Source organism: Noviherbaspirillum soli (assembly GCF_015352955.1).
GTDB classification, from domain to species: Bacteria; Pseudomonadota; Gammaproteobacteria; order Burkholderiales; family Burkholderiaceae_D; genus Noviherbaspirillum_A; species Noviherbaspirillum_A soli.
In genome coordinates this window covers 227420-249995 of sequence record NZ_JACYOX010000001.1, presented here as the reverse complement: position 1 = coordinate 249995, position 22576 = coordinate 227420, and the positions used below count along the sequence as shown (strand labels likewise).

Here is a 22576-nt window from a genome sequence, read left to right as displayed (position 1 = left end):
CCAATGGCTGCCCGTTCAGCGGTAAAGGAAATGCTCATGACTTATCAGCTGTATTACTGGCCAGGCATACAGGGCCGCGGTGAATTTGTCAGGCTGGCCCTCGAGGAGAGCGGCGTGGGCTACCAGGACGTTGCCCGGGACGAAGGAAGTCCGGCCCTGATGGCGGCCATGGGGCAGCGTGATGCGTTTCACCCGCCGTTTGCACCGCCATTCCTCGTGACTGACGGATTGGTGATCGGCCAGACGGCCAATATCCTGTATTTCCTCGGACCGCGGCTCGGACTGGCGCCTGTGCCGGAAGCCGGACGTTGCTGGGTGAATCAACTGCAGCTGACGATCGCGGACATGGTGACCGAGGCCCATGACACCCATCATCCCGTGGCGTCGGGGATGTACTACGACGACCAGAAAAGCGAGGCGCTGCGACGCGCCCGCGACTTTACCGGGGCGCGCATGGAAAAATTCCTGCGCTACTTCGAGGGGATACTGCAGGCGAACCCGGACGGTCCGGACTGCCTGGCGGGCGCGGCGCTGAGCTATGCCGACCTGTCGATGTTCCAGTTGATCGAGGGGCTGAACTATGCCTTTCCCAAGGCGCTGGCGCACCTGACGCCCGGCCTGCCGCACCTGATGGCCCTGCATGACGCCGTGGCGCGGCGGCCGAGGATTGCCGCCTACCTGCAATCCCCGCGCCGCCTGCCGTTCAACGAACAAGGCATTTTCCGGCACTATCCCGAACTCGACGCCGACCAGGAGGCGCCGCAGACCTACGCCAACCCTACTTGATGACCCGGTAGCACGGAACGTACTGCTTGCCGGGCAGCTTCATCCGGTGCTGCTCGACGAACGCGGTCAGCAGGGCGTCCATCGGCTCCATGATGGCCGGATCGCCATGGATCTCGAAATGGCCGTACTGCTCGATCGCCCGTATGCCTTGCTCCTTCACGTTGCCGGCCACCACGCCAGAAAACGCCCGCCGCAGGTCGGCTGCCAGCAGGTGAGTCGGCTGGTTCTTGTGCAGGCGCAGGTTGCGCATGTTCTCGTGGGTCGGCAGGAAGGGTTTCTGGAACTCGTGGTCGATCTTCAGCGTCCAGTTGAAGTAATAGGCGTCGGTGCGGGCCTTGCGGAATTCCCTGACGCGCCGCATGCCGGCTTCCATCGTCTTGGCCACCCGCACCGGGTCGTCGATGATGATTTCATAGCGCCGCTGCGCCGCCTCGCCGAGCGTGAGGCCAATGAAGGCGTCGATCTGGGCGAAATAGTCGGCCGAGTTCTGCGGACCGGTGAAGACCAGCGGGAAGGGCTGCTCCGCATTGTCCGGGTGCAGCAGGATGCCGAGGATGTAGAGGATTTCCTCGGCGGTGCCGGCGCCGCCCGGGAACACGACGATGCCATGGCCGGTGCGCACGAACGCCTCCAGCCGCTTCTCGATGTCGGGCAGGATCACCAGGTCATTGACGATCGGGTTGGGCGACTCGGCCGCAATGATGCCCGGCTCGGAAATGCCTAGATAGCGGCCGGTGCCGATGCGCTGTTTCGCATGGCCTATGGTGGCGCCCTTCATCGGACCTTTCATCGCGCCCGGGCCGCAGCCGGTGCAGATGTCGAGCATGCGCAACCCGAGTTCGTAGCCGACCTTCTTCGAATAGTCGTACTCCAGCCGGGAAATCGAATGGCCGCCCCAGCAGACCACGAGATTGGGATTGGTCAGCGGGCGCATCACGCCGGCATTGCGCATGATGTGGAACACCGCGTCGGTGATGCCAGCCGAGGTGTTGAGGTCGAAATTGACGTTGCCGTTGACTTCGTCGGCAATGAACAGCACATCGCGCAGCACGGCGAACAGGTGCTCGTGGATGCCCTTGATCATCTTGTCGTCGACGAAGGCGCTGGCCGGCGCGCCCTTGATGTCGAGCTTGATGCCGCGTTCCCGCTCGATGATGTCGATGTCGAACGAAGGGTAGCGTTCCAGCAGTTCCTTGCCGTCGTCGAGGTAGTTGCCGCAGTTGAGCACGGCGAGGGAACAGTTGCGGAAGACCTGGTGCAGTCCGCCGTGGCTGTTATCCAGCAATTTGTGAATTTCGGCCTTTGACAGGACTTCCAGGCGGCCTTCCGGAGAGATCTGGGTGTCGACGACTTTATATTCCATGGGGCGTGCTTCCATAAGTGGAGATCATCAGGTGCATGCGCGGCCGTCCCGGGAGAGCCGGCCGGATGGCCGCGCATGGGAGCATCATACTCCTAGGTATTGTCGAAACCTTAACCTAGTCGATCATCGACGACAGTGGTCAAACTGGACTAAGATGCGTTTCATTCCGTTTAACATTCCATCCTTGCCCATGTCAGACCCGACGCTCTACAACACCGAAGAAATCATCCGCCTGCTGCAACTGGAGGAAACCGGCGCCGACCGCTACCGTGGCCAGAGCCACTTCATGGGCAGCCCCAACGTCTTCGGCGGACAGGTGCTGGGCCAGTCGCTGTATGCGGCGGTCAAGACGGTCGACGGCCGCCGTCCGCATTCGATGCATGCGATGTTCCTGCTGGCGGGCAATCACAGGCTGCCGATCGATTATGAAGTCGAGCGCGTGCGTGACGGCGGCAGCTTCAGCACCCGGCGCGTGGTAGCGTTCCAGGAAGGACGGCGGATCTTTGTGATGTCGGCCTCGTTCCAGGCGGTGGAAGTGGGCCTGTCGCACCAGAAGGACATGCCTACCGACGCCGATCCGGAGCGGATCGAATCGCTGCTGCCGCGCTGGCGCGACCAAGCCAATGCAGCGCGGCCCTACCAGCCGGTGCCGGTCGATTTCCGGGCCGAGAGCGGCGGCGATATCTTCAGCAGCCATACCACCGAGCCAAACAAGCAGGTGTGGACCCGCGCGCCGATCGCGCTGGGCGACGACCCGCTGATCAATGAAGCGCTGTTTGCCTACGTCTCCGATTACGGCCTGCTGTGGACCTCGCTGCAGCCGCACGATGTGCGCCCCGGCGACCGCCGGCTGCAGATCGCCAGCCTCGACCACACCATCTGGTTCCACCGGCCGTTCCGGATGGACGACTGGCTGCGCTTCGAGATGGAAAGCCCGAACGCCTCCGGCGGCCGCGGCCTGTGCCTGGGTTATGTGTACGACCGCCAGGGCGTGCTGGTGGCGACCATTGCACAGGAAGGACTGATCCGGCTGCGCAGTCCGCGGCCTGCCGCCGGCTGATTCCTTCATTTCACCAACCAGAAGCTGGGAGCACCACCATGTCCATGCAGCCTTTCATTGCCATCGCCCCCCATGAACGCGACCTTGGCGGATTCTCGGTGCGGCGCCTGCTGCCATCGGCGGCGCGGCGCATGGTGGGTCCCTTCGTGTTCTTCGATCACATGGGACCGGCGGAATTCGGACCGGGGCAGGGCATCGACGTGCGGCCGCATCCGCATATCGGCCTGGCCACGGTGACCTATCTGTTCGAGGGCGCCATTGAACACCGCGATTCGCTGGGCTCGCTGCAGCGCATTACCGCCGGCGACGTGAACTGGATGACGGCCGGGCGCGGCATCGTGCATTCGGAGCGCACGCCCGCCGACCTGCGCGCCAGCGGCGCACGGATGCAGGGATTGCAGACCTGGGTGGCGCTGCCACGCGATCAGGAACACTGCGACCCGGCCTTCGTTCACCATCCCGCCGCCACGCTGCCCGTCATCGAGATGCCCGGCGTGTCGATGCGGCTGATCGCCGGCAGCGCCTTCGGCCAGACCTCGCCGGTGCAGTGCTTGTCCAGCATGTTCTATATCGCCGTGGAGATGGAGGCCGGCGCCAGCTTCGTGCTGCCGGATGCCTACGCCGAGCGCGGCGTCTACCCGCTCTCGGGCGATGTCAGCATCAATGAAGGCGTGCTTCCCGCCGGTCAGATGGCGGTGCTGAACCAGTCCGAGCCGGTCACGCTGCAGGCGCTGTCGCCGGCGCGGCTGATGCTGCTGGGCGGCGAGCCGATGGATGGCGAGCGCTTCCTGTGGTGGAATTTCGTCGCCAGCGACCGCGCCTTCATCGAGGAAGCCAAGGAACGCTGGCGCAATGGCGGCTTCGATGCCGTGCCGGGCGAGACGGAGTTCATTCCCTTGCCCGGCGAGCCGAAGGCGCCGGAGTCGTTCAGCTAGTGCAAGCTTTCCCGGCCCCGATCGGCTGCCAGGCTTTGAACAAGCGCTAATAGCCGGCGCCGGGCCTCCGGCGCCGGCGCAGCGTGGTCACCGCCATCCACACCAGGGCCAGCCAGGCCACGCCTTCGAGGATGCCCGCCACCACGTCGGTCAGGTAATGCGCGCCCAGGTACAGCCGGCTGAAGGCGATCAGGCCGATCAGCGCGGCGCAGGCCAGCACGCTGGCCAGGCGCCATTGCCAGCGGTCGACCCGGTGCGCGACATACGCTGCCAGGAGGCCATACAGCATCGTGCTGTAGGCCGCATGGCCGCTGGGGAAGCTGAAGGTCACAAGGTGCAGCAGCGGCTCGTCGAAGACGGGACGCTGGCGGGCGAAGGCCAGCTTCAGAAGCATGTTCAGCGCCATGCCGGCCGGCATGGTGAGCAGCACGGCCAGCAGCCAGTAATGATCCCGCTTCAGGCACAGGTACAGCGCCAGGCCGCTGGCCAGCACCGCGATGCCGCCCGGGGCATGCACGTGGGTGATGGTAAGCAGCGCATCGGTCAGCGCCGGTGCGTTGTGCGCATGCAGCCACTGCGCGAGCGGCCGGTCGAACATGGTCGCTGGCCCATCGCGGGCAACCTGGAAGGCCAGCAGCGAGAAACCAAGGGCGCATAGCAGGAATACCAGTGCGCCAAGCCGGCGCTGCGCGCGCGGCGCGGCCAGGCCAGGCTGTTCCGTGCGCCTGGCACGGGCCAGCGGCATGGGGGTAGGGGTTGGCTTGGAATCGCTGTTCATGGGAAGGGGTCTTGTCGCAGTATCGCAAAGGCCCGGATCAATCCGCGGCTTGAATGACGGCAGACAATGCGCATGCGCAAAGGCCGCTGCGGCAGCGCCGATGGCCGGCTGTTTCGTGTTACGCTCATGCGCCGCCTGCCAGGGAACCGGCGCCATTCAGAACCGGGAGCCTGCGCGGCCGACCCTTCTGCCGCCCAGGCTCCTTGACTCAACCGCATTCCTTTCGACCGCCATCCTGATCCTTTATGTCCAGCAGCTATCAGTCCAAAGCGCAGTTCGAACAAGAGATTGAAAACCGGCTCGGCCTGATACCGAATCTGTTCCTGTCAACGCCAGCCGCGCCGGAAGTGTTGCAGCAATTCTGGATGGAAGGGCAGGCAGCCTATCTCGACAATCCACTGCCCTCCTTGTTCAAGGAGCGGCTGTTCGTTTATCTGTCACGGTTCTGTGCTGCCCGCTACTGCGTGATACGGCATGCGGGCTTCCTGCTGGGGCAGGGCTATCCCGCGGGCGACCGCAGCGCCGCGCCGCAGTCGGTCGAGGAGGTGATGACGCTGCTGCGCTACCTGCCGCCGCGCGCGGCCCATCTGCAGGCTGCGCTGCAGGTGCTGCTGGCGGCGCCGGGCGCGCTGACCAGCCTGCCGCGGGCCGGCGAGCCGGTCGAGCAGGCGCTGTTCATGGCCTGTGGCGCGATCGCCCAGGCCCCGGAACGCAATCAGCGCGCCCGGGACGCGGTGCAGCATGTGCTGGGACGGCAGTGGAGCGGGCAGCTGTTCTCGCTGATGGCCTACATCGTCAAGCTGCATTTCTGGGCCCGCCTGCATCCCGAGATCGCGGTGGAACCCGACTTGCGCGCATTCATGGAACGCGAACCCGAACTTGCGCAGTTGCTGCATCAGCCGGAGACCGTGGAGTCCGCACCGACGCCTGACGCGTCCGTGCCAGCCGGCGTCCAGGAAGACGAAGCCATGGCCGCGCCGCGCAAGCTGGATCTGCAGCATCAGCGTTTCATTTCGCTGTTCAGCCACGAACTGCGCAACCCCGCCGCGGCGATCAGCGCAGTGTCCGACATGTTCCAGGTGGTGGGGCTGGCGGACGACCGCCTGCGCAGCGCCGGCAATATCCTGCACCGGCAGATTCATGCCCTGACCCAGACGCTGGAGCGGATGGTGGACTTGTCGGCGCTGCTGTTTGGCGACGTCCGGCTGGCCGGCGCGCCGACCGCGATCGATGACGTGCTGGCCGCGTCCCTGCGCGAGATGGCGCCGCGCCTGCAGGAAAAAAACTGCGCCGTCGAACTGGAAGCCACCGAAAGCCGGGTGTTCGTGATGGCGGATGGGCGGCGGCTCGGGCAGATGTTCGAGAGCCTGCTGCAGCATGCGCTGAAAGCCAGTCCCGCCGGCCGTCCTCTGCAGATCGGCATCGCCGTCCAGGGACAAACCGTGAGCATCGCCTTCCGCGATCATGGGCCGGGATTTGCCGAACAGGCCCACCCGCTGGCCGAGCCTGCCGCCGGCGGCAGCAAGGGCAGCATGAGCGTGGCCCTGACCGCCGCACAGGCAATCGCCGCGCTCCATCAGGGCAGCCTGCACGCCGCCAGCCCGGGTCCGGGACAGGGCCAGACCGTCACTGTCACGCTGCCGCTGCTGAACCAGGCGGGCGGCGCCGGCCAGGGCAGCCAGTCGGCCGCGGGCGGCGAGAAGGCGCCACTGCGGGTTCTGGCCATCGAAGACAACCGCGATTTCGCGCAGTTGTTCCGGCACATGCTGGAAATCATGGGCTGCGAACTGGACATCACCTCGGACGCGCGTTCCGGCCTCAGGATCGCGCGGGAGATCATGCCGCAGCTGATCTTCTGCGACATTGGCCTGCCCGGCGACATGGATGGTTTTGCCTTTGCCCGTGCGCTGCGCGCCGATCCGGCCCTGCAGCATATTCCGCTGGTTGCCGTTTCCGGCTACAACAGCCCGGCGGACGTGCAGCGCGCGCGCGACGCCGGCTTCGACCGCCTCTGCGGCAAGCCGGTGAAGTTCGCCGATATCAGCGAAGCGCTGTCAACCTTCGCCGCCCCCGGCCGCAGGCAGTCACCGCCCGGCTGAGGCCAGGCTTGCGGCGGATGGCCTACGCTGCGTCGGCGTCGGTGCGGCGCGGCAGGCGGATGGTGAAGGTGGTGCCGTCCGTAACGTTGGACGAGAGCGTGATGCTGCCCCGGTGGGCATCGATGAAGTACTTCACGATATAGAGCCCAAGGCCCAGGCCAGGCTGGCCGCGTCCTTCGCGGCCTGGCCGAAACGGCATGAAGGCCTGCGCCACCATGGTCTCCGGCATGGCGCCGCGATTATGGATGCGCAGCCGCAGCCAGTCCGGTTCCGAGCCGTCGATATCCACGCTGACCGGCGCTTCCGGCTCGCCATGCGCCAGCGCATTGGCCAGCAGGTTGGACAGCACCTGGCCGATGCGATGCGGATCGAACACGCCATCGGCGCTTCCGGTGCAGTGCATGGCTACCGGGTTGGTATGCCCGGCTTGCCTGAGCTCATCGGCGATGCGGCGGCAGACCTGCTCGACATTGCCCGGCGCCAGGTCCAGCGCCACGCCGCCCGAACGGATGCGCGCCACGTCCAGCAGCTGGCTGACCATCTTTTCCATGCGCTGCGCGCTGGAGCGTATGCGGGTCGCCACCGCATTGACCTTCTTTTCGCCGGACATCAGCAGCAGCAGCTCGGCGCCGTTGAGCACCGCGGCCAGCGGATTGCGCAGGTCGTGTCCAAGCACCGCGGTAAACATCTCGTTGACCCTGAGCGCCTCGCGCAATTCATCGAGCTGGGACGAGAGCTGCTTTTTCTGGGCGAACATCTCGACGAAGACATTGACCTTGCTGCGCAGGACTTCCGGATCGACGGGCTTGTACAGGAAGTCGACCGCGCCGGCCTGGTAGCCGCGAAAGCTGCGCTGCGGCTCGTTGATGGCGGCGGTCATGAAGATCAGGGGGATGGCCCGGGTATGCGGATTGCCGCGCACCAGTTCGGCCAATTCGAAGCCGTTCATGTTGGGCATCTGCACATCGAGCAGTATCAGCGCGACCTCCTGCTTGAGCAGGATCTCCAGCGCGTCCACGCCGGATGCCGCCTTCAGCACCGTCAGGCCGGGGCGCGCCAGCAGTGCCTCGATCGCCACCAGGTTTTGCTGGATGTCGTCGACCACCAGGATATGAATGTCCGGTGCGGGCGCGGAAGTGGCTACGGATGCTTGCATGGTGAATGAAGTGTGATGTCAGAGTCGCTGGTAAATCCGTTCGCTGGCGCAGAACTCTGCGTAGCGGCTGGCCTGGCTGGTAAAGCGCAATGTCTCTCGGCTGCCGAGGCCCAGAAAGCCCCGGTGGATCAGCGCCTCGTCGAACAGCTTCAGCGCGCGATCCTGGAGTTCCCGGTCGAAGTAGATCAGCACATTGCGGCAGGATACCAGATGGACTTCGGAAAAGACGCTGTCGGTGGCCAGGCTGTGATCGGCGAACACGATGCCGCGCCGCAGCGAGCGGTCCAGCAGCACGCCGTGGGCACTGGCCGTGTAATAGTCCGCCAGCGACCGGGCGCCGCCGGCGCGCAGATAGGCCTGGCTGAACTGGGCCACGCGGTCGACCGCATAGATGCCGGCCTCGGCCGCCTTCAGCGCTTCCGGGTTGATGTCGGTGGCGTAGATGATGCTGCGTTCCAGCAGGCCTTCCTCGGCCAGCAGGATGGCCAGCGACCAGACTTCCTCGCCGGTGCTGCAGCCGGCCACCCAGATGCGGATCGACGGATAGGTCGACAGCACCGGGATCACCTGTCGCCGCAGCGCCAGGAAATACTCGGGGTCGCGGAACATCTCGGAGACCTGCACCGTGAAGTACTGCAGCATCTGCGCGAACACTTCCGGCTCGTGCAGCACCCTTTCCTGCAGGTGCGACACGCTGCGGCAGCCGAAACGCTCCATCGCCTGGCGTATGCGCCGGCGCAGCGAGGAGCGGGCGTAGTGGCGGAAGTCGTGCTGGTATTTCTGGTACACGCCCTCCAGCAGCAGCGTGAGCTCGATGTCGAAGGTGGTCAGGGCATGCGGCATGGCTTGCTCCGTTCAGCGTGGCATCCAGACCCGGCACAGCGACACCAGCTTGTCGACGTCGATCGGCTTGGCGATGTAGTCGTTGGCGCCGGCATCGAGGCAGTGCTGGCGGTCGTCGCGCATGGCCTTGGCTGTCAGCGCGATGATGGGCAGGCGCGCATGCTCGGGCATCTTGCGGATGGCCCGGGTGGCCGCCAGGCCGTCCATCTCCGGCATCATCAGGTCCATCAGCACCAGGTCGATGTCGCGCCGCGCCTCCAGCGTTTCCACCGCCTCGCGGCCGTTGCGGGTCACCACGAGCTGGGCGCCCAGCGGCTCCAGGATGCTGGTCAGCGCGAAGATGTTGCGCACGTCGTCCTCGGCGATCAGGATGCGCCGGCCCTCGAAGGCGGCATCGCGCTGGCGCGCCTGCAGCAGCAGCTCGCGCTGGTTGGGCGGCAGGCTGGCTTCCACCCGGTGCAGGAACAGGGTGACTTCATCGAGCAGCCGCTCCGGCGAGCGCGCGCCCTTGATGATGATGGACTGGGAATAGCGGCGCAGGCGCTGCTCCTCCTCGGCCGACAGCGCGCGGCCGGTGTAGACGATCACGGGCGGAAAGGAATACTTGCCGCCGGCCGCCATCTGTTCCAGCAGCTGGTAGCCGGATGCATCGGGCAGCATCAGGTCCATCACCATGCAGTCGAAGGTGGTTTCCGATACCTGGCGCAGCGCTTCGGCGACGGTGCCGGCGGTGGTGATCTCGATGTCGTCGCCCGACAGCAGCAGCGCCAGGTTTTCGCGCAGCGGCGCATTGTCCTCCACCAGCAGGATGCGGCGGGCGGCCTTCTGCAGCTTCTGCTCCAGGCGCTCGATCGCCGCGATCAGGCCCTCCCGTGCCACCGGCTTCAGCGCAAAGCCGACCGCACCCATTTCCAGCGAGGTATGGGTATGGTCGTCCACCGACAGCATGTGGATCGGGATATGGCGGGTGTCGGGGTCGCGCTTCAGGCGTTCCAGCACGCCCAGTCCGGATTGGTCGGGCAGGCCGACATCGAGCAGGATCGCGCTGGGCTGATGCTCGCGCGCGAGCTGGTACCCCTCGTCGCCGGTGGCCGCATGGATGCAGTCGAACTCAAGTTCGTGCGCCAGGTCGTACAGGATGGTGGCGAAGCGCTGGTCATCCTCGATCACCAGGATCAGCCGTTCGCGGCCGCGGCCGCCGCGGTCGTCGCTGATGCCGGCGGCTGTGGCCGTCTCCGCCGGCGGGGACGATGCGGCCGATGCCCGCGGCTGCGGCGGCGGCAGGCTGGCGCCGCCGTTCTGCACTGCCGCACGCGGCGTGGCGCGCTGCGGCGCCTGGGCAGCGGGGCTGGCCTTGGACGCTTCGGCGCCGGCCAGCTCGGCTGCCGCCTCCAGCGTGAAGGTGCTGCCCAGGCCGACCGCGCTCTGCACCCGGATCTCGCCGCCCAGCAGACGGGCAAGCTGGCGCGAGATCGATAGCCCCAGGCCGGTGCCGCCATATTCGCGGCTGGTGCTGCCGTCGGCCTGGCGGAAGGCTTCGAAGATCACTTCCTGCTGTTCGGCGGGAATGCCGATGCCGCTGTCGCGCACGGCGAAGCTGACGTTACGGCCGCTGTGCGTGACTTCCATCACGACCTCGCCCCGGTTGGTGAACTTGAAGGCATTCGACAGCAGGTTGCGCAGCACCTGGGTCAGCCGCTGGCTGTCCGTGACCAGGCTGGCGGGCGCGTCGTCGGCAATGCGCACCTCGAACGCCAGGCCTTTCTCCCTGGCGACCGGCTCGAACAGCCGGCGCAGCGGGTCGATCAGCGCGGACATGGCCACCGTCTGCGGCCGCACTTCCATGTGGCCGGCCTCGATCTTGGACAGGTCCAGGATGTCGTTGATCAGCGCCAGCAGGTCATTGTTGGATGCATGGATGGTCTGGGCATAGCGCACCTGCTCGGCGGTCAGGGTGCCGGGCCGGTTGTCCGCCAGGATCTGCGACAGGATCAGCGAACTGTTCAGCGGCGTGCGCAGCTCATGAGACATGTTGGCCAGGAATTCCGACTTGTACTGGTTGGCGCGTTCCAGTTCGGCCGCGCTTGCCTCCATGTTTCTCTGCACTTCGACCAGCCGCGCCTTCTGCAATTCCAGGCGCTGGGTGCGTTCCTCCAGCTGGGAATTGGCCTGCTCCAGGTCGGCCTGCTGCTGTTCCAGCTGCGCCTGCGACTTGCGCAGGATGCCGCTCTGCTGCTCCAGTTCCTCGTTGGACTGGCGCAATTCCTCCTGCTGCACCTGCAGCTCCTCGCTCTGGCGCCGGGTTTCCTCCAGCAGGTCAGCCAGATGCTGGCGGTACATCGCCGACCGGATCGCCACGCCGATGCCTTCGCCTGTCATCTGCAGCAGTTCGCGCGCGGCCTCGATGTCGGCGCCCGGCCGCAGGAAGCCGATTTCCAGCACGCCCTGCAGCTTGCCGTCGGCGCTGGCCGGCACGATCAGCAGCCGCGACAGCCTGGAATCGCCTATGCCCGACGTCACCCGAAGATAGTCCTCGGGCAGGTTGGACAGCACCACGATGTCGCCCTTGCGCGCGGCCTCGCCCGCCAGTCCCTGGCCCATCGTCAGGCAGGGCAGCTCCGAAAGCGCGCGCACGCCGGCGTAGGAGGCGGTCGGCACCAGCAGGCCGGCCTCGACCCGGTACAGCAGCGCCACCTGGGCATCGAGATAGCGGCACAGGGTGTGCAGGATCTTGTCGCCGAGCTGGTTCACGTCCAGTTCGCCCAGCATGCTGTTGGACAGTTCGCCATCGCCCTGCTGAAGCCAGATCAGCTTCTGCGCGCGATTGCGCTCAATGATCACCTTGCGCACCAGGTAGGCGATGCAGAGCAGCACCACGAAACCCATGAAGCGGTTGATCGCGCCGATCTGGGTATCGATGCCGTCCGGCGACAGCACGAAGCCGGCCACCATCAGTACGATCTGGCCGCCGACCACGTAGAACGGCGCAAGCGGACGCTTCTGGAACAGGGTCAGCACCACGGGGATGAGATACAGCAGCCATTCCGCGTAACCGACGCGGGTCTGGGTGTCGACCGCGAAAATCACCCCGCTCAGGGCGACGATGGCGGCATAGAAGGGAAGAGGGGACCTGGCGCTGGATGGCATGGAAGAAGCAGTCGGGATGTCTCGATGGGCGGTTGCCGGAAATGGTGTCATGCTGGCAATAAAATTGACCCGGATTATATGCGCTGCGGAAGCGGGTGATCACGCGTGCGCGCAAACATTTGCCAACTGCAACATCCGTTCCGGGGTTTGATCGATGGAAAGTTTTTCGACGCTCTATACTATCGGTTTCCCGGCTTTGCAAACGGGCCTTCCGCATGAGATGCTTCGGTCTTTCCGAAAACGCATGCCAGGCTTCGGCCGGCCACGGCGGCAGATGCGCCGCTGGCTCTTGCGGCTTTACGCCAGAAGGCAATCGTTTCGCGCAGCATGGCGGGACGACACTGATTGGAAAGATTGAATGCCCGCCTGTTCCTCAAGCGATTCCCTGGTTGATCACCTGTTTTACCGATGCTCGCGCGCGATCGGCCGCCTGCTGGCGCGTGGCGCGGCGCCACTGCTTGCGGTCGCATCGACGCTGGTCCTGGCCATTGCGCTGTCCGGCGCGGAAGCGGCGCCGCCCGGCGAACTGAGCCAGCAGGATGCCGGCGCGCGCGCCGGCTACCTGTACAGCTTCCTCGGCTATATCGAATGGCCGTCGCGCGCCTTTGCGCTGGCCGACTCGCCTCTGGTGATCGGCGTGGTCAACGCCGAGTCGGTCGCGGCGGAACTGCTGCTGTCGACCGTCGGCCGCAACGTCAACAACCGGCCAGTGACGATACGGCGCGTCCGCCCGGGAGAGAGTCTCCAGGATATCCATCTGCTCTATATCGGGCCCGGCGACACCGAGCAGGTGGAAAGCCTGCTGGCCCAGGTGCCGCAGCGCTGGACCGTGACCGTCACCGACGAGCAGGCCGCGGGCGTGATCAGTTTCCGCCATACGGATGGCAGGCTGCGCTTTGAAGTGTCGAACGCGGCCGCCGAGCGCGGCGACTTCAAGCTCAGTTCGCGGCTGATGTCGGTCGCCATCGTGCAGCCGGGCTCGAACTGATGCCGGAATTCTTCAGCAGGTCGATCACCCGGAAACTGATGCTGGTGGTGCTGGCCACCACCTTTACCGGGCTCTTCCTCTCGGCGCTGGCGATGCTGGCCTATGACATCCGCACCTACCAGTCGGCCTGGCTGGACGACCTGCGCACCCAGGCCGACCTGATCGCCCGCTCCAGCGCGCCGGCGCTGACCTTCAACGATCCCAAGGCCGCCACCGAAAACCTGGCCCTGCTCAAGACCCGGCCGGCCATCGTCGCAGCCGCCATCTACGGCCCCGGCGGCAAGCTGTTCGCTTCCTATGCCCGTAACCGGGAACGCAGCGTCGTGCCGCCGGTGGCGCAAGCGGCCGGCTACCACATCGATGGCGAGCACATCGTGGTGTACCAGCAACTCGTCGCCAACCACGAGCTGGTGCTGACGGTCTACCTGCGCGCCCGCTACGAGCTGATGGACCGTCTGCGCAACTATGCCGTCATCCTCGGCTCGGTGATGGCCGGCAGCCTGGCGCTGGCCGGAATGATTTCCCTGTGGCTGCAGGCAGCCTTCATCCGTCCGATCCTGGCGGTGACCACCGTGGCCCGTGAAGTCATGCAGCGCCGCGACTTCTCGCTGCGGGTGAAGAAGACCACCAACGACGAGATCGGCGTGCTGGTGGACGCCTTCAACGACATGCTCGACGAGGTCGGGCAGCGCGCGGCCGCGCTGGAACAGTCGAACCGCGTGCTGGAGCATGAAACCGCCGAGCGCCGCAGCGCCGAGCAGGCGCTGCGGGTGGCGGACCGGCGCAAGGATGAATTCCTGGCGACGCTGGCGCACGAGCTGCGCAATCCGCTGGCGCCGCTGATGAACGGGCTGGAAATCCTGCGTATTGCCGGCGCCAATCCGGCGCTGGCCGACCGCTCGCGCGAGGTGATGGAGCGGCAGTTGCGGCAGATGGTGCGGCTGGTGGACGACCTGCTGGATGTGTCCCGCATCACCACCGGCAAGCTGATGGTGCGGCGCAGCCCGGTGCAGCTGCAGCAGGTAATCAGGAGCGCGGTGGAACTTGCCGAGCCCTTCATCCAGAGCCGCGGCCATACCCTGGATGTGAAATTGCCCGCCGAGCCGGTCTGGCTGGAAGCCGACGCCACCCGGCTGTCGCAGGTGTTTTCCAACCTGCTCAACAATGCGGCCAAGTACACCAACTCCGGCGGCGCGATACGGCTTCAGGCGAGCGTGGACAACGGGCGCGCGGTGGTGAAGGTGGTCGACAACGGCATCGGCCTGTCGCCGGCGATGCTGACCCGCATCTTCGACATGTTCACCCAGGTCGATTACTCGCTGGAGCGCTCCAATGCCGGACTGGGCGTGGGCCTGACGCTGGCGCGGCGCCTGGTGGAACTGCACGAGGGCACGCTGGAAGCCTTCAGCGACGGCACCGACAAGGGCAGCGCCTTCGTCGCCACCCTGCCGCTGGCTGCGGCGGCAGCGCCGGAAGAGGGCGCCAGCGCGCCCGATGCAGCGCCGGCGCAGCGCTTCCGGATCCTGCTGGCCGACGACAACACCGACTTCGCCAACAGCCTGGCTACCCTGCTGCAGGGCCTGGGCCATGAATTGCTGGTCGCGGCGGACGGCCTGCGCGCGCTGGAAGCGGCGCCGTCGTTCCAGCCCGACTTCGCCTTCCTCGACATCGGCCTGCCTGGCCTGAACGGCTATGCGCTGGCGCGCGCCTTGCGGGCCAACCCGGCTACCAGCGGCACGGTGCTGGTCGCGGTGACCGGCTGGGGCCAGGAGCGCGACCGCCAGCAGGCGCAGGAGGCCGGCTTCGACCACCATCTAGTCAAGCCGGTGGAGCCCGCGCTGATCCGCGAAGTGCTGGCCCGCCAGTGGCAACGCCAGCCGGCCGGCTGACCTGCCGCATTTGATCCCGCGCAAGCCTTCCGCTCTTCCTACAACGCTATCGGAAATGCGCCTATCAGCCGCAGCGCGGGCGGCTGATAGGGTGCATGGGTTCGATCCCGGCAGCCAGTCCTTTGCAATTCCAGCCTGAATGACGGCCGCCCGGACCCGTCGACTTCCTCCTCAACCCATTTCCGTTCCCGCTGCCGCTTACAGGCAGGCGCGGGACGCTTACCTACGAGGCAATCATCATGGCAACAAAGAAGAACAAGAAGGGCGCAGACGAAGGCGCGGGTTCCATCCTCGCCACGGTGTCGGCGCCATCGACCGGCACTGCGCCGCAGACCTTGCAGAGCAAGGAGAGGCAGAAGGAGCGCCTGCTGGAGAAAATGACGGCCAGCCAGGCGCTGGCGGCTGAAATGCCCCAGAACCCGACCAAGGGCAGCGAATATGGCGAAGCGGCGCGCAAGCCGGCGGCCGGCGTCACCGTCACGCCGCCCAGCGCGTTGGCGGGCGCCAGCACCACATCGGAAAACCAGGCGTCGGACAAGGTCGGCAAGGGCGTGCCACCGCAAGGCGAAAGCCCGGTGGCGGACCCGCTGGACCGGGTACGCACCGATTCGACTGGCCAGATCCTAACCACCAACCAGGGCGTGCCGATTGCCGACAACCAGCACTCGCTGAAGATCGGCCTGCGCGGGCCGACCGCGCTTGAGGACTTCATCCTGCGCGAGAAGATCACCCACTTCGATCATGAGCGCATCCCCGAGCGGGTGGTGCATGCCCGCGGCTCGGCCGCCCACGGCTACTTCGAGGCCTACGACGATTTCTCGAAGATCACCCGGGCCTCGCTGCTGGCCAAGGCCGGCAAGCAGACCCCGGTGTTCGTGCGCTTTTCGACGGTGGCCGGCGAGCGCGGCTCGACCGACACCGCGCGCGACGTGCGCGGCTTCGCCGTGAAGTTCTATACCGATGAAGGCAACTGGGACCTGGTGGGCAACAACATGCCGGTATTCTTCATCCAGGATGCGATGAAGTTCCCGGACCTGGTCCATGCGGTCAAGCCCGAGCCGAATAACGGCATACCGCAAGCCGCCAGCGCGCATGACACCTTCTGGGACTTCGCCTCGCTGTCGCCGGAAAGCACGCACATGATGCTGTGGCAGATGTCCGACCGGGCCATCCCGCGCAGCTACCGCATGATGCAGGGCTTTGGCGTGCATACCTATCGGATGGTGAATGCGGAGGGCCAGTCGGTGTTCGTGAAATTCCACTGGACGCCGATCGCCGGCACCCGCTCGCTGGTATGGGAAGAGGCGGTCAAGATTTCCGGCGCGGACCCCGACTTCCATCGCCGCGACCTGTGGGAAGCGATCGAAGCCGGCGCTTTCCCGGAATATGAACTGGCGCTGCAGGTCTTCACCGAGCAGGAAGCCGACGGATTCGGCTTCGACGTCCTGGACTCCACCAAGCTCATTCCGGAGGAACTGGTGCCGCTGACCCCGGTGGGCAAGATGGTGCTGAACCGCAACCCGGACAACTTCTTCGCCGAGACCGAGCAGGTGGCCTTCTGCGTGGCGCACGTGGTGCCGGGCATCGACTTCAGCAACGACCCGCTGCTGCATGGCCGCATCCATTCCTATCTCGACACCCAGATCACCCGCCTGGGCGGCGTGAATTTCCACGAGATTCCGATCAACTCGCCGGTGGCGCCGGTGCACAACAACCAGCGCGACGGCCATCATCGCCAGGCCATCCATCGCGGCCGCGTGGCGTACGAGCCCAATTCGCTGGCGGGCGGGTCGCCGGCGCAGGCGGGCTATGGCGCCGGTTTCACCAGCTTTCCGGAGCACATCGCTGAAGACAAGGTGCGCGGCAAGGCCGCACTGTTCGCCGACCACTATTCGCAGGCCCGGCTGTTCTGGCAGAGCCAGACCACCTTCGAAAAGCAGCACATCATCAAGGCCTTCCGCTTCGAGCTGACCAGGGTGCAGACGCTGGCAGTGCGGCAGCGGGTGGTATCGCTGCTGATGAACGTGGCCGACGAGCTGGCGCAGGGCGTGGCGGACGGCATCGGCATTCCGTTGCCGCAAGCCGCGCCGGTGCTGGCAACGCATGCGCTGCCGACCTACGCGCCGTCGCCGTCGCTGTCGATCACCCACTTCCCGGGCGACGGCAGCATCAAGACCCGTCGGGTGGCGCTCCTGGTGGCCAATGGCGTCGAGGCGTCGGCGATACGCAGTCTCTACACCGCCTTGTTGACCGAGGGCGCGGTGCCGCGCCTGGTCGGGCCTCTGCTTGGACAGGTGATGCCGGTCGATGGCGATGCGCTAAATGTCGAGGTCTCGGTGGAAGCCATGCCGGCGGTGCTGTACGACGCCGTCATCGTGCCATCGGGCGAGACGGCCATCGAGGGCTGGAAGGGCGATCCCGATGTGATGGACTTCCTGCGCGACCAGTACCGGCACGGCAAGCCGATGCTGATGCTGGGCGGGGCGTCGGCCTTGCTGCAGCAGGCCGGCATTCCGTCCAGCCTGCCGGATGGCGGCGCGGATGATGCGCTGATCCTGGCCGAGGCAAGCGGCGCCGACGCCGCCTTCGCGCAGTTCAAGACCGCGCTGGCGGGATATCGGCAGGCCAAGCGCGATGTGAATGCGCCCAAGGTGTAGGGCAGAACGCAAGCGCCAGTCACGCACGGTTCGATGAACCGCAACCCCGTCACGGCATGTCCGCGACGGGGTTTTTCACATATAAGCAATCCGGGTGCGACGCTTGCCGACCCAGCCGCACGAAAACAGGCGGGTCGATGAGACGCTATGCGCCCCATTAAAAATGCAACTATCGATTTGGTCTGCCAACCAGATCGAAAACCGCCACGGCGGACAGCCGTAGGGTGGAATACCCCGGAGGGGCATTCCACCATTCGTGGACCATGGAAGGTCTTCGACAATGACATTTGCGGTATGCGAGCGCGGTGCAATGCCCTTCGGGTATTGCACCCTACGATTTGCGGAAATGCGCTAGGCGCGCCCGACGCCCAGCGCCCGCTCGAACTGCTTCCTGACCACGCCATAGCATTCGCAGCAGACATCCTCGATGCCCGGCCGGTCCAGGATGGTCACCAGTCCCCGGCTGTACTTGATCAGCCCGAGCTGCTGGAACTGCCGGGCAATCAGGCTGACGCTCGGGCGGTGCACGCCGAGCATATCGGCCAGGAATTCCTGGGTAATGTGGATCTCGTCGCCGGGAACCCGGTCATGATTCATCAGCAGCCACTTGGCGAAGCGCTCCTCGATGGTATGCAGGCGATTGCAGGCGACCGACTGGCTTATCTGCGCCATATAGGCCCGCAGGTAACTGAAGACCAGGTTGCGCAATCCGGTATTGGCCTCGATCGCCGCCAGGAATGGCGCGATCGGCATTTTCAGCGCATCGCCGGCGATCTGGCAGGTGACCGTCTCCAGCGATTGTTCACTGCCGGTCAGGATATCCACCGGCGAAAAGCCCTCATTGCCCACGGTGCCGACTTCCACCGCGGTGCCGTTCTCCATGATGGCCAGCACCGAATGCTCGCCGCTGAGCGGAAAGTAGACGTGGTCGATAGGCTGGTCGCGCTGATAGAAGGTCGCCTTCAGCGGGCAGGGAATCCACTCGAGGTGCGGATACAGACTCGCGTATTCCGACTTTGACAGCCGCGCAAGCAGATGGTTGGCGCAGGCATCGGGCGAAGTGGGTATGTCCATGGCAATGTATCGTCCGGCTAGGTTGGATGAACAACAGGCATTGCCGCAAGGGCAGGGCAGGCGCCGTGCCTGCCGTTCCTGGAGCGCGACTCAGGTACGCCCGTGCTTCTTCTGCGGCATGTTTTCCGCCGGCGTGAAAGGCTTGTCCACTGTCGCCTCGACGCCGCGCTGTTCGCGCAGGTCGGTATCGACCTGGCCCTGTTCCACGTCCTTGTAAGCCTGCTTCATCACTTCCCGCGGGCCGCTGGACTGGGTGCCGCCCGGCACCTCGTCACGGTCGTTGGGCTGCAGCGGCACCTGCTCCTTGCCGTCCGGCTTGGTCAGGTCGACGGTGAAAGGCCGGGTCCCGGTCTCGCGCACGCTCTTCTCGCCGCCACTGCTGGAAATCGTGCTCTTGTCATCCGGCATTGGCGGTTCCTGGTCTTTTTTCATCGTTTTTTTCCTTTCATAAACTTTCATAAACATAATCGTTGGACCATGTCCCGACACCGGGATTCCCCTCGCGCAGTCCAAAAAATGCATGGACCCTGTTCTGAATCTATCCCGCCGCCATCGGTCTGGCCGCGGCATCGGTTCCGGCATGCGCCGGCGGCGGGTAAGATGAAGCAGCGACGGCATCCGCCGCTGCTTCACTGAAAGGAAAGCAATGGCCATCGACTTGAAGACAGTGGAGGAACTGATCAGGGAAATCGAGCTTGCCGACCCGATCGACTGGGGCATGCTCAACATCGACGAGGAAGACGCCACCCGCCTGATCGCGTCTTCCGTGGTCGGGCACTACGAGGAAAACATCCGCCCCATGCCGGACCGCGAGCGCGACTACATCGTGGTGTCCTCGATCGCCAAGCTGACGCTGGAAAACTTCGTCCTCAACGTCAAGCTCGCCCGCGCCACCGGCGGCCAGGCCTGATCCGATCCCGCCCGCCGCGGCGGAAGGGAGCGCTGCGCATCATTGGTTCCGGTGATACCCGTTATCACTGAAAACGCATACCCAATATCGCTGTGCCGCAATATGGCGGGGGCTCCGGTGCGCTATCGTCGTGGCCATCCGAAGATGCCCGCGTTGCTGATCCGCCGGGCCACAACAATCAGACCTGGAGACCGCCGTGGCGCTGCTGGAAAACTATTTCAAACTGAAGGAAAACGGCACCGACGTGCGCACCGAGCTGCTGGCCGGGCTGACCACCTTCCTGACCATGGCCTACATCGTGTTCGTCAATCCGGCCATCCTGGGCGACGCCGGCATGCCCAAGGACGCGGTGTTCGTCGCCACCTGCCTGGCCGCCGCGCTGGGCACGCTGATCATGGGCCTGTATGCCAACTACCCGATGGCGCTGGCGCCCGGCATGGGGCTCAATGCCTATTTCGCCTATACCGTCGTGCTGGGCATGAAGATCTCCTGGCAGGCCGCGCTGGGTGCGGTGTTCATCTCCGGCTGCCTGTTCATCCTGGTCAGCGTGTTCCGCCTGCGGGAGCAGATCGTCAACGGCATCCCGCCATCGATGCGCACCGCCATCACCGTCGGCATCGGCCTGTTCCTCGGCCTGATTTCGCTGAAGAGCGCCGGCATCGTGGTGGCCAATCCGGCCACGCTGGTCGGCCTGGGCGACCTGCACAAGCCATCGGCCGTGCTGGCCGTGGTCGGCTTCCTGCTGATCGTGGCGCTGGACCGGCTGCGGGTGCGCGGCGCCATCCTGATCGGCATCCTGGCCGTGACCCTGCTGAGCTTTGTGTTTGCAGATAACAAGTTCGGCGGCGTGGTGTCGATGCCGCCGTCGATGACGCCGACCCTGTTCAAGCTCGACATCATGGGCATCCTTTCCTTCGGCATCCTGAATGTGGTGCTGGTGTTTTTCCTGGTCGAGCTGTTCGACGCCACCGGCACGCTGATGGGCGTGGCCAACCGCGCCGGCCTGCTGAAGAACGGCAAGATGGAACGCCTGAACAAGGCGCTGCTGGCCGACAGCACCGCCATCGTCGCCGGTTCCTTCCTGGGCACCTCCAGCACCACGGCCTATGTGGAAAGCGCCGCCGGCGTGCAGGCCGGCGGCCGCACCGGCCTGACGGCGGTGGCCGTGGCCGCGCTGTTCCTGCTGTGCCTGTTCTTCGCGCCGCTGGCCGGCGTGGTACCGGCCTATGCCACTGCGCCGGCGCTGCTCTACGTTGCCTGCCTGATGCTGCAGGACCTGGTGCATGTCGACTGGACCGACACCACCGAGAGCGTGCCGGCCGCGGTGACCGCGCTAACCATGCCCTTCACCTTCTCCATCGCCGAGGGCGTGGCATTCGGCTTCATCACCTATGCGGCGCTGAAGCTGCTGACCGGCAGGGCGCGCGAGGTCAAGGTCATCGTCTGGATCATCGCCGGGGTCTTCCTGTTCAAGCTGATCTGGCTCGGTAGCTGACAAGGGTGGAATACCCCGAAGGGGCATTCCACCGGACCGTCGACCACGGCGACGTCCATCTTCCCTGCGCGTGCAAGCGCCCACGGTGGAATGCCCTTCGGGTATTCCACCCTACGAGGTAAGGTCAGCAATCGCAACGATCCGCGACAGCCGCGACGCATGGCCAAGAAAACGCTGCGCTGGCTCCGTAGCTGACGTAGGGTGGAATACCCCGAAGGGGCATTCCACCGGACCGTCGATCACGGCGAAGTCCATCTTCCCCACGCGGTACCGTCAGCAATCGCAACGATACGCTACAGCCCCGAACCACCACCAAGAAACAGCTGCGACAGCCGCTGCTGCATGGCCCCAGCCGCCCGCAGCGCTTGCAGCAGCGCGCGCCGCTCGCCAGCCTCCAGGGAGTCGGGGCGCAGATGGTTGTCCATCGGCTCGCCGCGCAGGTAGCGCTGCTGCTGCAGCCTCAGGCGCAGCAGCGCGATGAAGTGAAAGCTGCCTTCCCAGTCGGCCGCTTCGGCCGGATGCAGCAATTGCCGCTGCGCCGCCATGCGCAGCCGGCCCACCGTGCCGCAGGCGTCGGCGCCGCAGGCCAGGCCCAGCACCCGGGCCGCATCCACATACAGGGCGGCGGCATTGTGCTTGAGGTCGATGGTGCCTGCATGCGGCCCTGACTTTTCCGGCGCGAAGCGATGCAGCAGGCCCAGCGGCGGACGGCGGCGCAGCGCGTTGTCGGCCATCTGGAACAGGAAGCGCTGATTGTCCGCGGCACGGCGGACGGTCCATGCCGACAGCGCGCGCGCCAGCGCCAGGTCGCCGTCAAGCGGCCGCAGGTCGAAGAAAATCGTGGCATTGAGCAGCGCCAGCGGATCGCCCTCGCTGATCCAGCCGTCGAAGCGTTCGCGCCATTCATGCAGAGACAGGCAGCATTCCGGGTTCCCGGCCATGATGCCGCCGGGGCAAAGGGCAAAGCCGCATTCGTCCAGCAGCTGATTGACGCGCCGCGCCAGCGGCAACAGATGCCGCCGCAGCGTGTCGGGATCGGCGCTGTCGTCGAACACGATGCCATTGTCCTGGTCGGACACGAAGGTCTGCTCCTGGCGGCCCTCGCTGCCCAGCGCGATCCAGCACCAGCGCGCGGCGGGTGGCGGCAGGTCGGCACTGGCCAGCGCGATGGCGCGCCGGGTCAGCGCGTCCGACACGGCGGAAATCACGCGGGTCAGGGCGGCGGCCGGTGCGCTCTGCGCCCGGCCATGCTCCAGCGCGCGGGCGGCATCGGCCGCGCGGCGCAGGCCGGCATGGTCGGCGCGGGAAATGTCGCGCAGCAGGCGCCGGAGATCCGGCATGAAACGTGAAGGAAAACGGGAAGGGGTCACGGTGGATTGCATCGTCCTGAGTTCCG

The 22576-nt window shown here is 65.8% G+C and carries 17 protein-coding genes; 9 read left to right on the top strand and 8 right to left on the bottom strand.

The genetic code is table 11. The features are described 5' to 3' along the window. The first annotated feature begins 36 nt into the window (after positions 1–36). Complete coding sequence (locus IGW04_RS01075; RefSeq protein WP_194711162.1) at positions 37–786, top strand: glutathione S-transferase; 750 nt, start codon at positions 37–39, stop codon at positions 784–786. On the opposite strand, the gene ppnN is transcribed toward IGW04_RS01075, so the two are convergent. Next, complete coding sequence (ppnN, locus tag IGW04_RS01070) at positions 779–2149, bottom strand: nucleotide 5'-monophosphate nucleosidase PpnN (RefSeq protein ID WP_194711161.1); 1371 nt, start codon at positions 2147–2149, stop codon at positions 779–781. The genes IGW04_RS01075 and ppnN overlap by 8 nt on opposite strands. Positions 2150–2339: 190 nt before the next feature. Here ppnN and IGW04_RS01065 point away from each other — a divergent pair, with 190 nt between their 5' ends. Together IGW04_RS01065 and IGW04_RS01060 are read left to right on the top strand one after the other, a co-directional pair. Then, positions 2340–3209, top strand: coding sequence for an acyl-CoA thioesterase (locus IGW04_RS01065; RefSeq protein WP_194711160.1), 870 nt, complete (start codon positions 2340–2342; stop codon positions 3207–3209). A 44-nt stretch (positions 3210–3253) separates the two neighbouring features. After that, positions 3254–4144, top strand: coding sequence for a pirin family protein (locus tag IGW04_RS01060; RefSeq protein WP_194711380.1), 891 nt, complete (start codon positions 3254–3256; stop codon positions 4142–4144). A 46-nt stretch (positions 4145–4190) separates the two neighbouring features. Here the strand turns inward: IGW04_RS01060 and IGW04_RS01055 are convergent, their stop codons facing one another. Continuing rightward, positions 4191–4922, bottom strand: a complete 732-nt coding sequence (locus IGW04_RS01055; protein ID WP_194711159.1) for a phosphatase PAP2 family protein — start codon at positions 4920–4922, stop codon at positions 4191–4193. A 245-nt stretch (positions 4923–5167) separates the two neighbouring features. On the opposite strand from IGW04_RS01055, the gene IGW04_RS01050 reads away from it, so the two are divergent. After that, entirely contained in the window at positions 5168–7021 is a 1854-nt protein-coding gene (locus IGW04_RS01050) for a hybrid sensor histidine kinase/response regulator (RefSeq protein ID WP_194711158.1), read from the top strand. A gap of 22 nt (positions 7022–7043) precedes the next feature. On the opposite strand, the gene IGW04_RS01045 is transcribed toward IGW04_RS01050, so the two are convergent. Genes IGW04_RS01045 through IGW04_RS01035 form a run of 3 tightly spaced genes read right to left on the bottom strand, consistent with a single transcriptional unit; the run spans position 7044 to position 12167 of the window. Further along, positions 7044–8177 carry a hybrid sensor histidine kinase/response regulator gene (locus IGW04_RS01045; RefSeq protein ID WP_194711157.1) on the bottom strand — a complete coding sequence of 378 codons (1134 nt, stop codon included), beginning with the start codon at positions 8175–8177 and terminating at the stop codon, positions 7044–7046. Between the two features lie 18 nt (positions 8178–8195). Next, complete coding sequence (locus IGW04_RS01040; RefSeq protein WP_194711156.1) at positions 8196–9020, bottom strand: CheR family methyltransferase; 825 nt, start codon at positions 9018–9020, stop codon at positions 8196–8198. Between the two features lie 12 nt (positions 9021–9032). Next, positions 9033–12167, bottom strand: a complete 3135-nt coding sequence (locus IGW04_RS01035) for a response regulator (RefSeq protein ID WP_194711155.1) — start codon at positions 12165–12167, stop codon at positions 9033–9035. 358 nt (positions 12168–12525) lie between these two features. On the opposite strand from IGW04_RS01035, the gene IGW04_RS01030 reads away from it, so the two are divergent. From IGW04_RS01030 to IGW04_RS01020, 3 genes are all read left to right on the top strand, one after another. Then, a complete protein-coding gene (locus tag IGW04_RS01030) occupies positions 12526–13155 on the top strand; it encodes a YfiR family protein (protein ID WP_194711154.1) in 630 nt (209 codons plus the stop codon). Next, a complete protein-coding gene (locus IGW04_RS01025; RefSeq protein WP_194711153.1) occupies positions 13155–15044 on the top strand; it encodes a hybrid sensor histidine kinase/response regulator in 1890 nt (629 codons plus the stop codon). Before IGW04_RS01030 ends, IGW04_RS01025 begins: the two co-directional genes overlap by 1 nt. Before the next feature lie 239 nt (positions 15045–15283). Then, complete coding sequence (locus tag IGW04_RS01020) at positions 15284–17701, top strand: catalase (protein ID WP_194711152.1); 2418 nt, start codon at positions 15284–15286, stop codon at positions 17699–17701. A 351-nt stretch (positions 17702–18052) separates the two neighbouring features. Here IGW04_RS01020 and IGW04_RS01015 read toward each other — a convergent pair whose 3' ends face one another. Further along, positions 18053–18775 (bottom strand): Crp/Fnr family transcriptional regulator, encoded by a 723-nt coding sequence (locus tag IGW04_RS01015; RefSeq protein WP_194711151.1) that lies wholly within the window; start codon positions 18773–18775, stop codon positions 18053–18055. Between the two features lie 90 nt (positions 18776–18865). Continuing rightward, positions 18866–19207: a hypothetical protein gene (locus IGW04_RS01010; protein WP_194711150.1), complete on the bottom strand. Its 342-nt coding sequence runs from the start codon at positions 19205–19207 to the stop codon at positions 18866–18868. 214 nt (positions 19208–19421) lie between these two features. On the opposite strand from IGW04_RS01010, the gene IGW04_RS01005 reads away from it, so the two are divergent. Continuing rightward, positions 19422–19685, top strand: coding sequence for a hypothetical protein (locus IGW04_RS01005; protein WP_194711149.1), 264 nt, complete (start codon positions 19422–19424; stop codon positions 19683–19685). Positions 19686–19881: 196 nt separating this feature from the next. Continuing rightward, the gene (locus IGW04_RS01000; RefSeq protein ID WP_194711148.1) at positions 19882–21180 is read left to right on the top strand and encodes an NCS2 family permease; all 1299 of its coding nucleotides are present in this window, start codon (positions 19882–19884) and stop codon (positions 21178–21180) included. A gap of 293 nt (positions 21181–21473) precedes the next feature. Here the strand turns inward: IGW04_RS01000 and IGW04_RS00995 are convergent, their stop codons facing one another. Beyond that, positions 21474–22562: a DUF294 nucleotidyltransferase-like domain-containing protein gene (locus IGW04_RS00995; RefSeq protein ID WP_194711147.1), complete on the bottom strand. Its 1089-nt coding sequence runs from the start codon at positions 22560–22562 to the stop codon at positions 21474–21476. Positions 22563–22576: the final 14 nt, after the last annotated feature.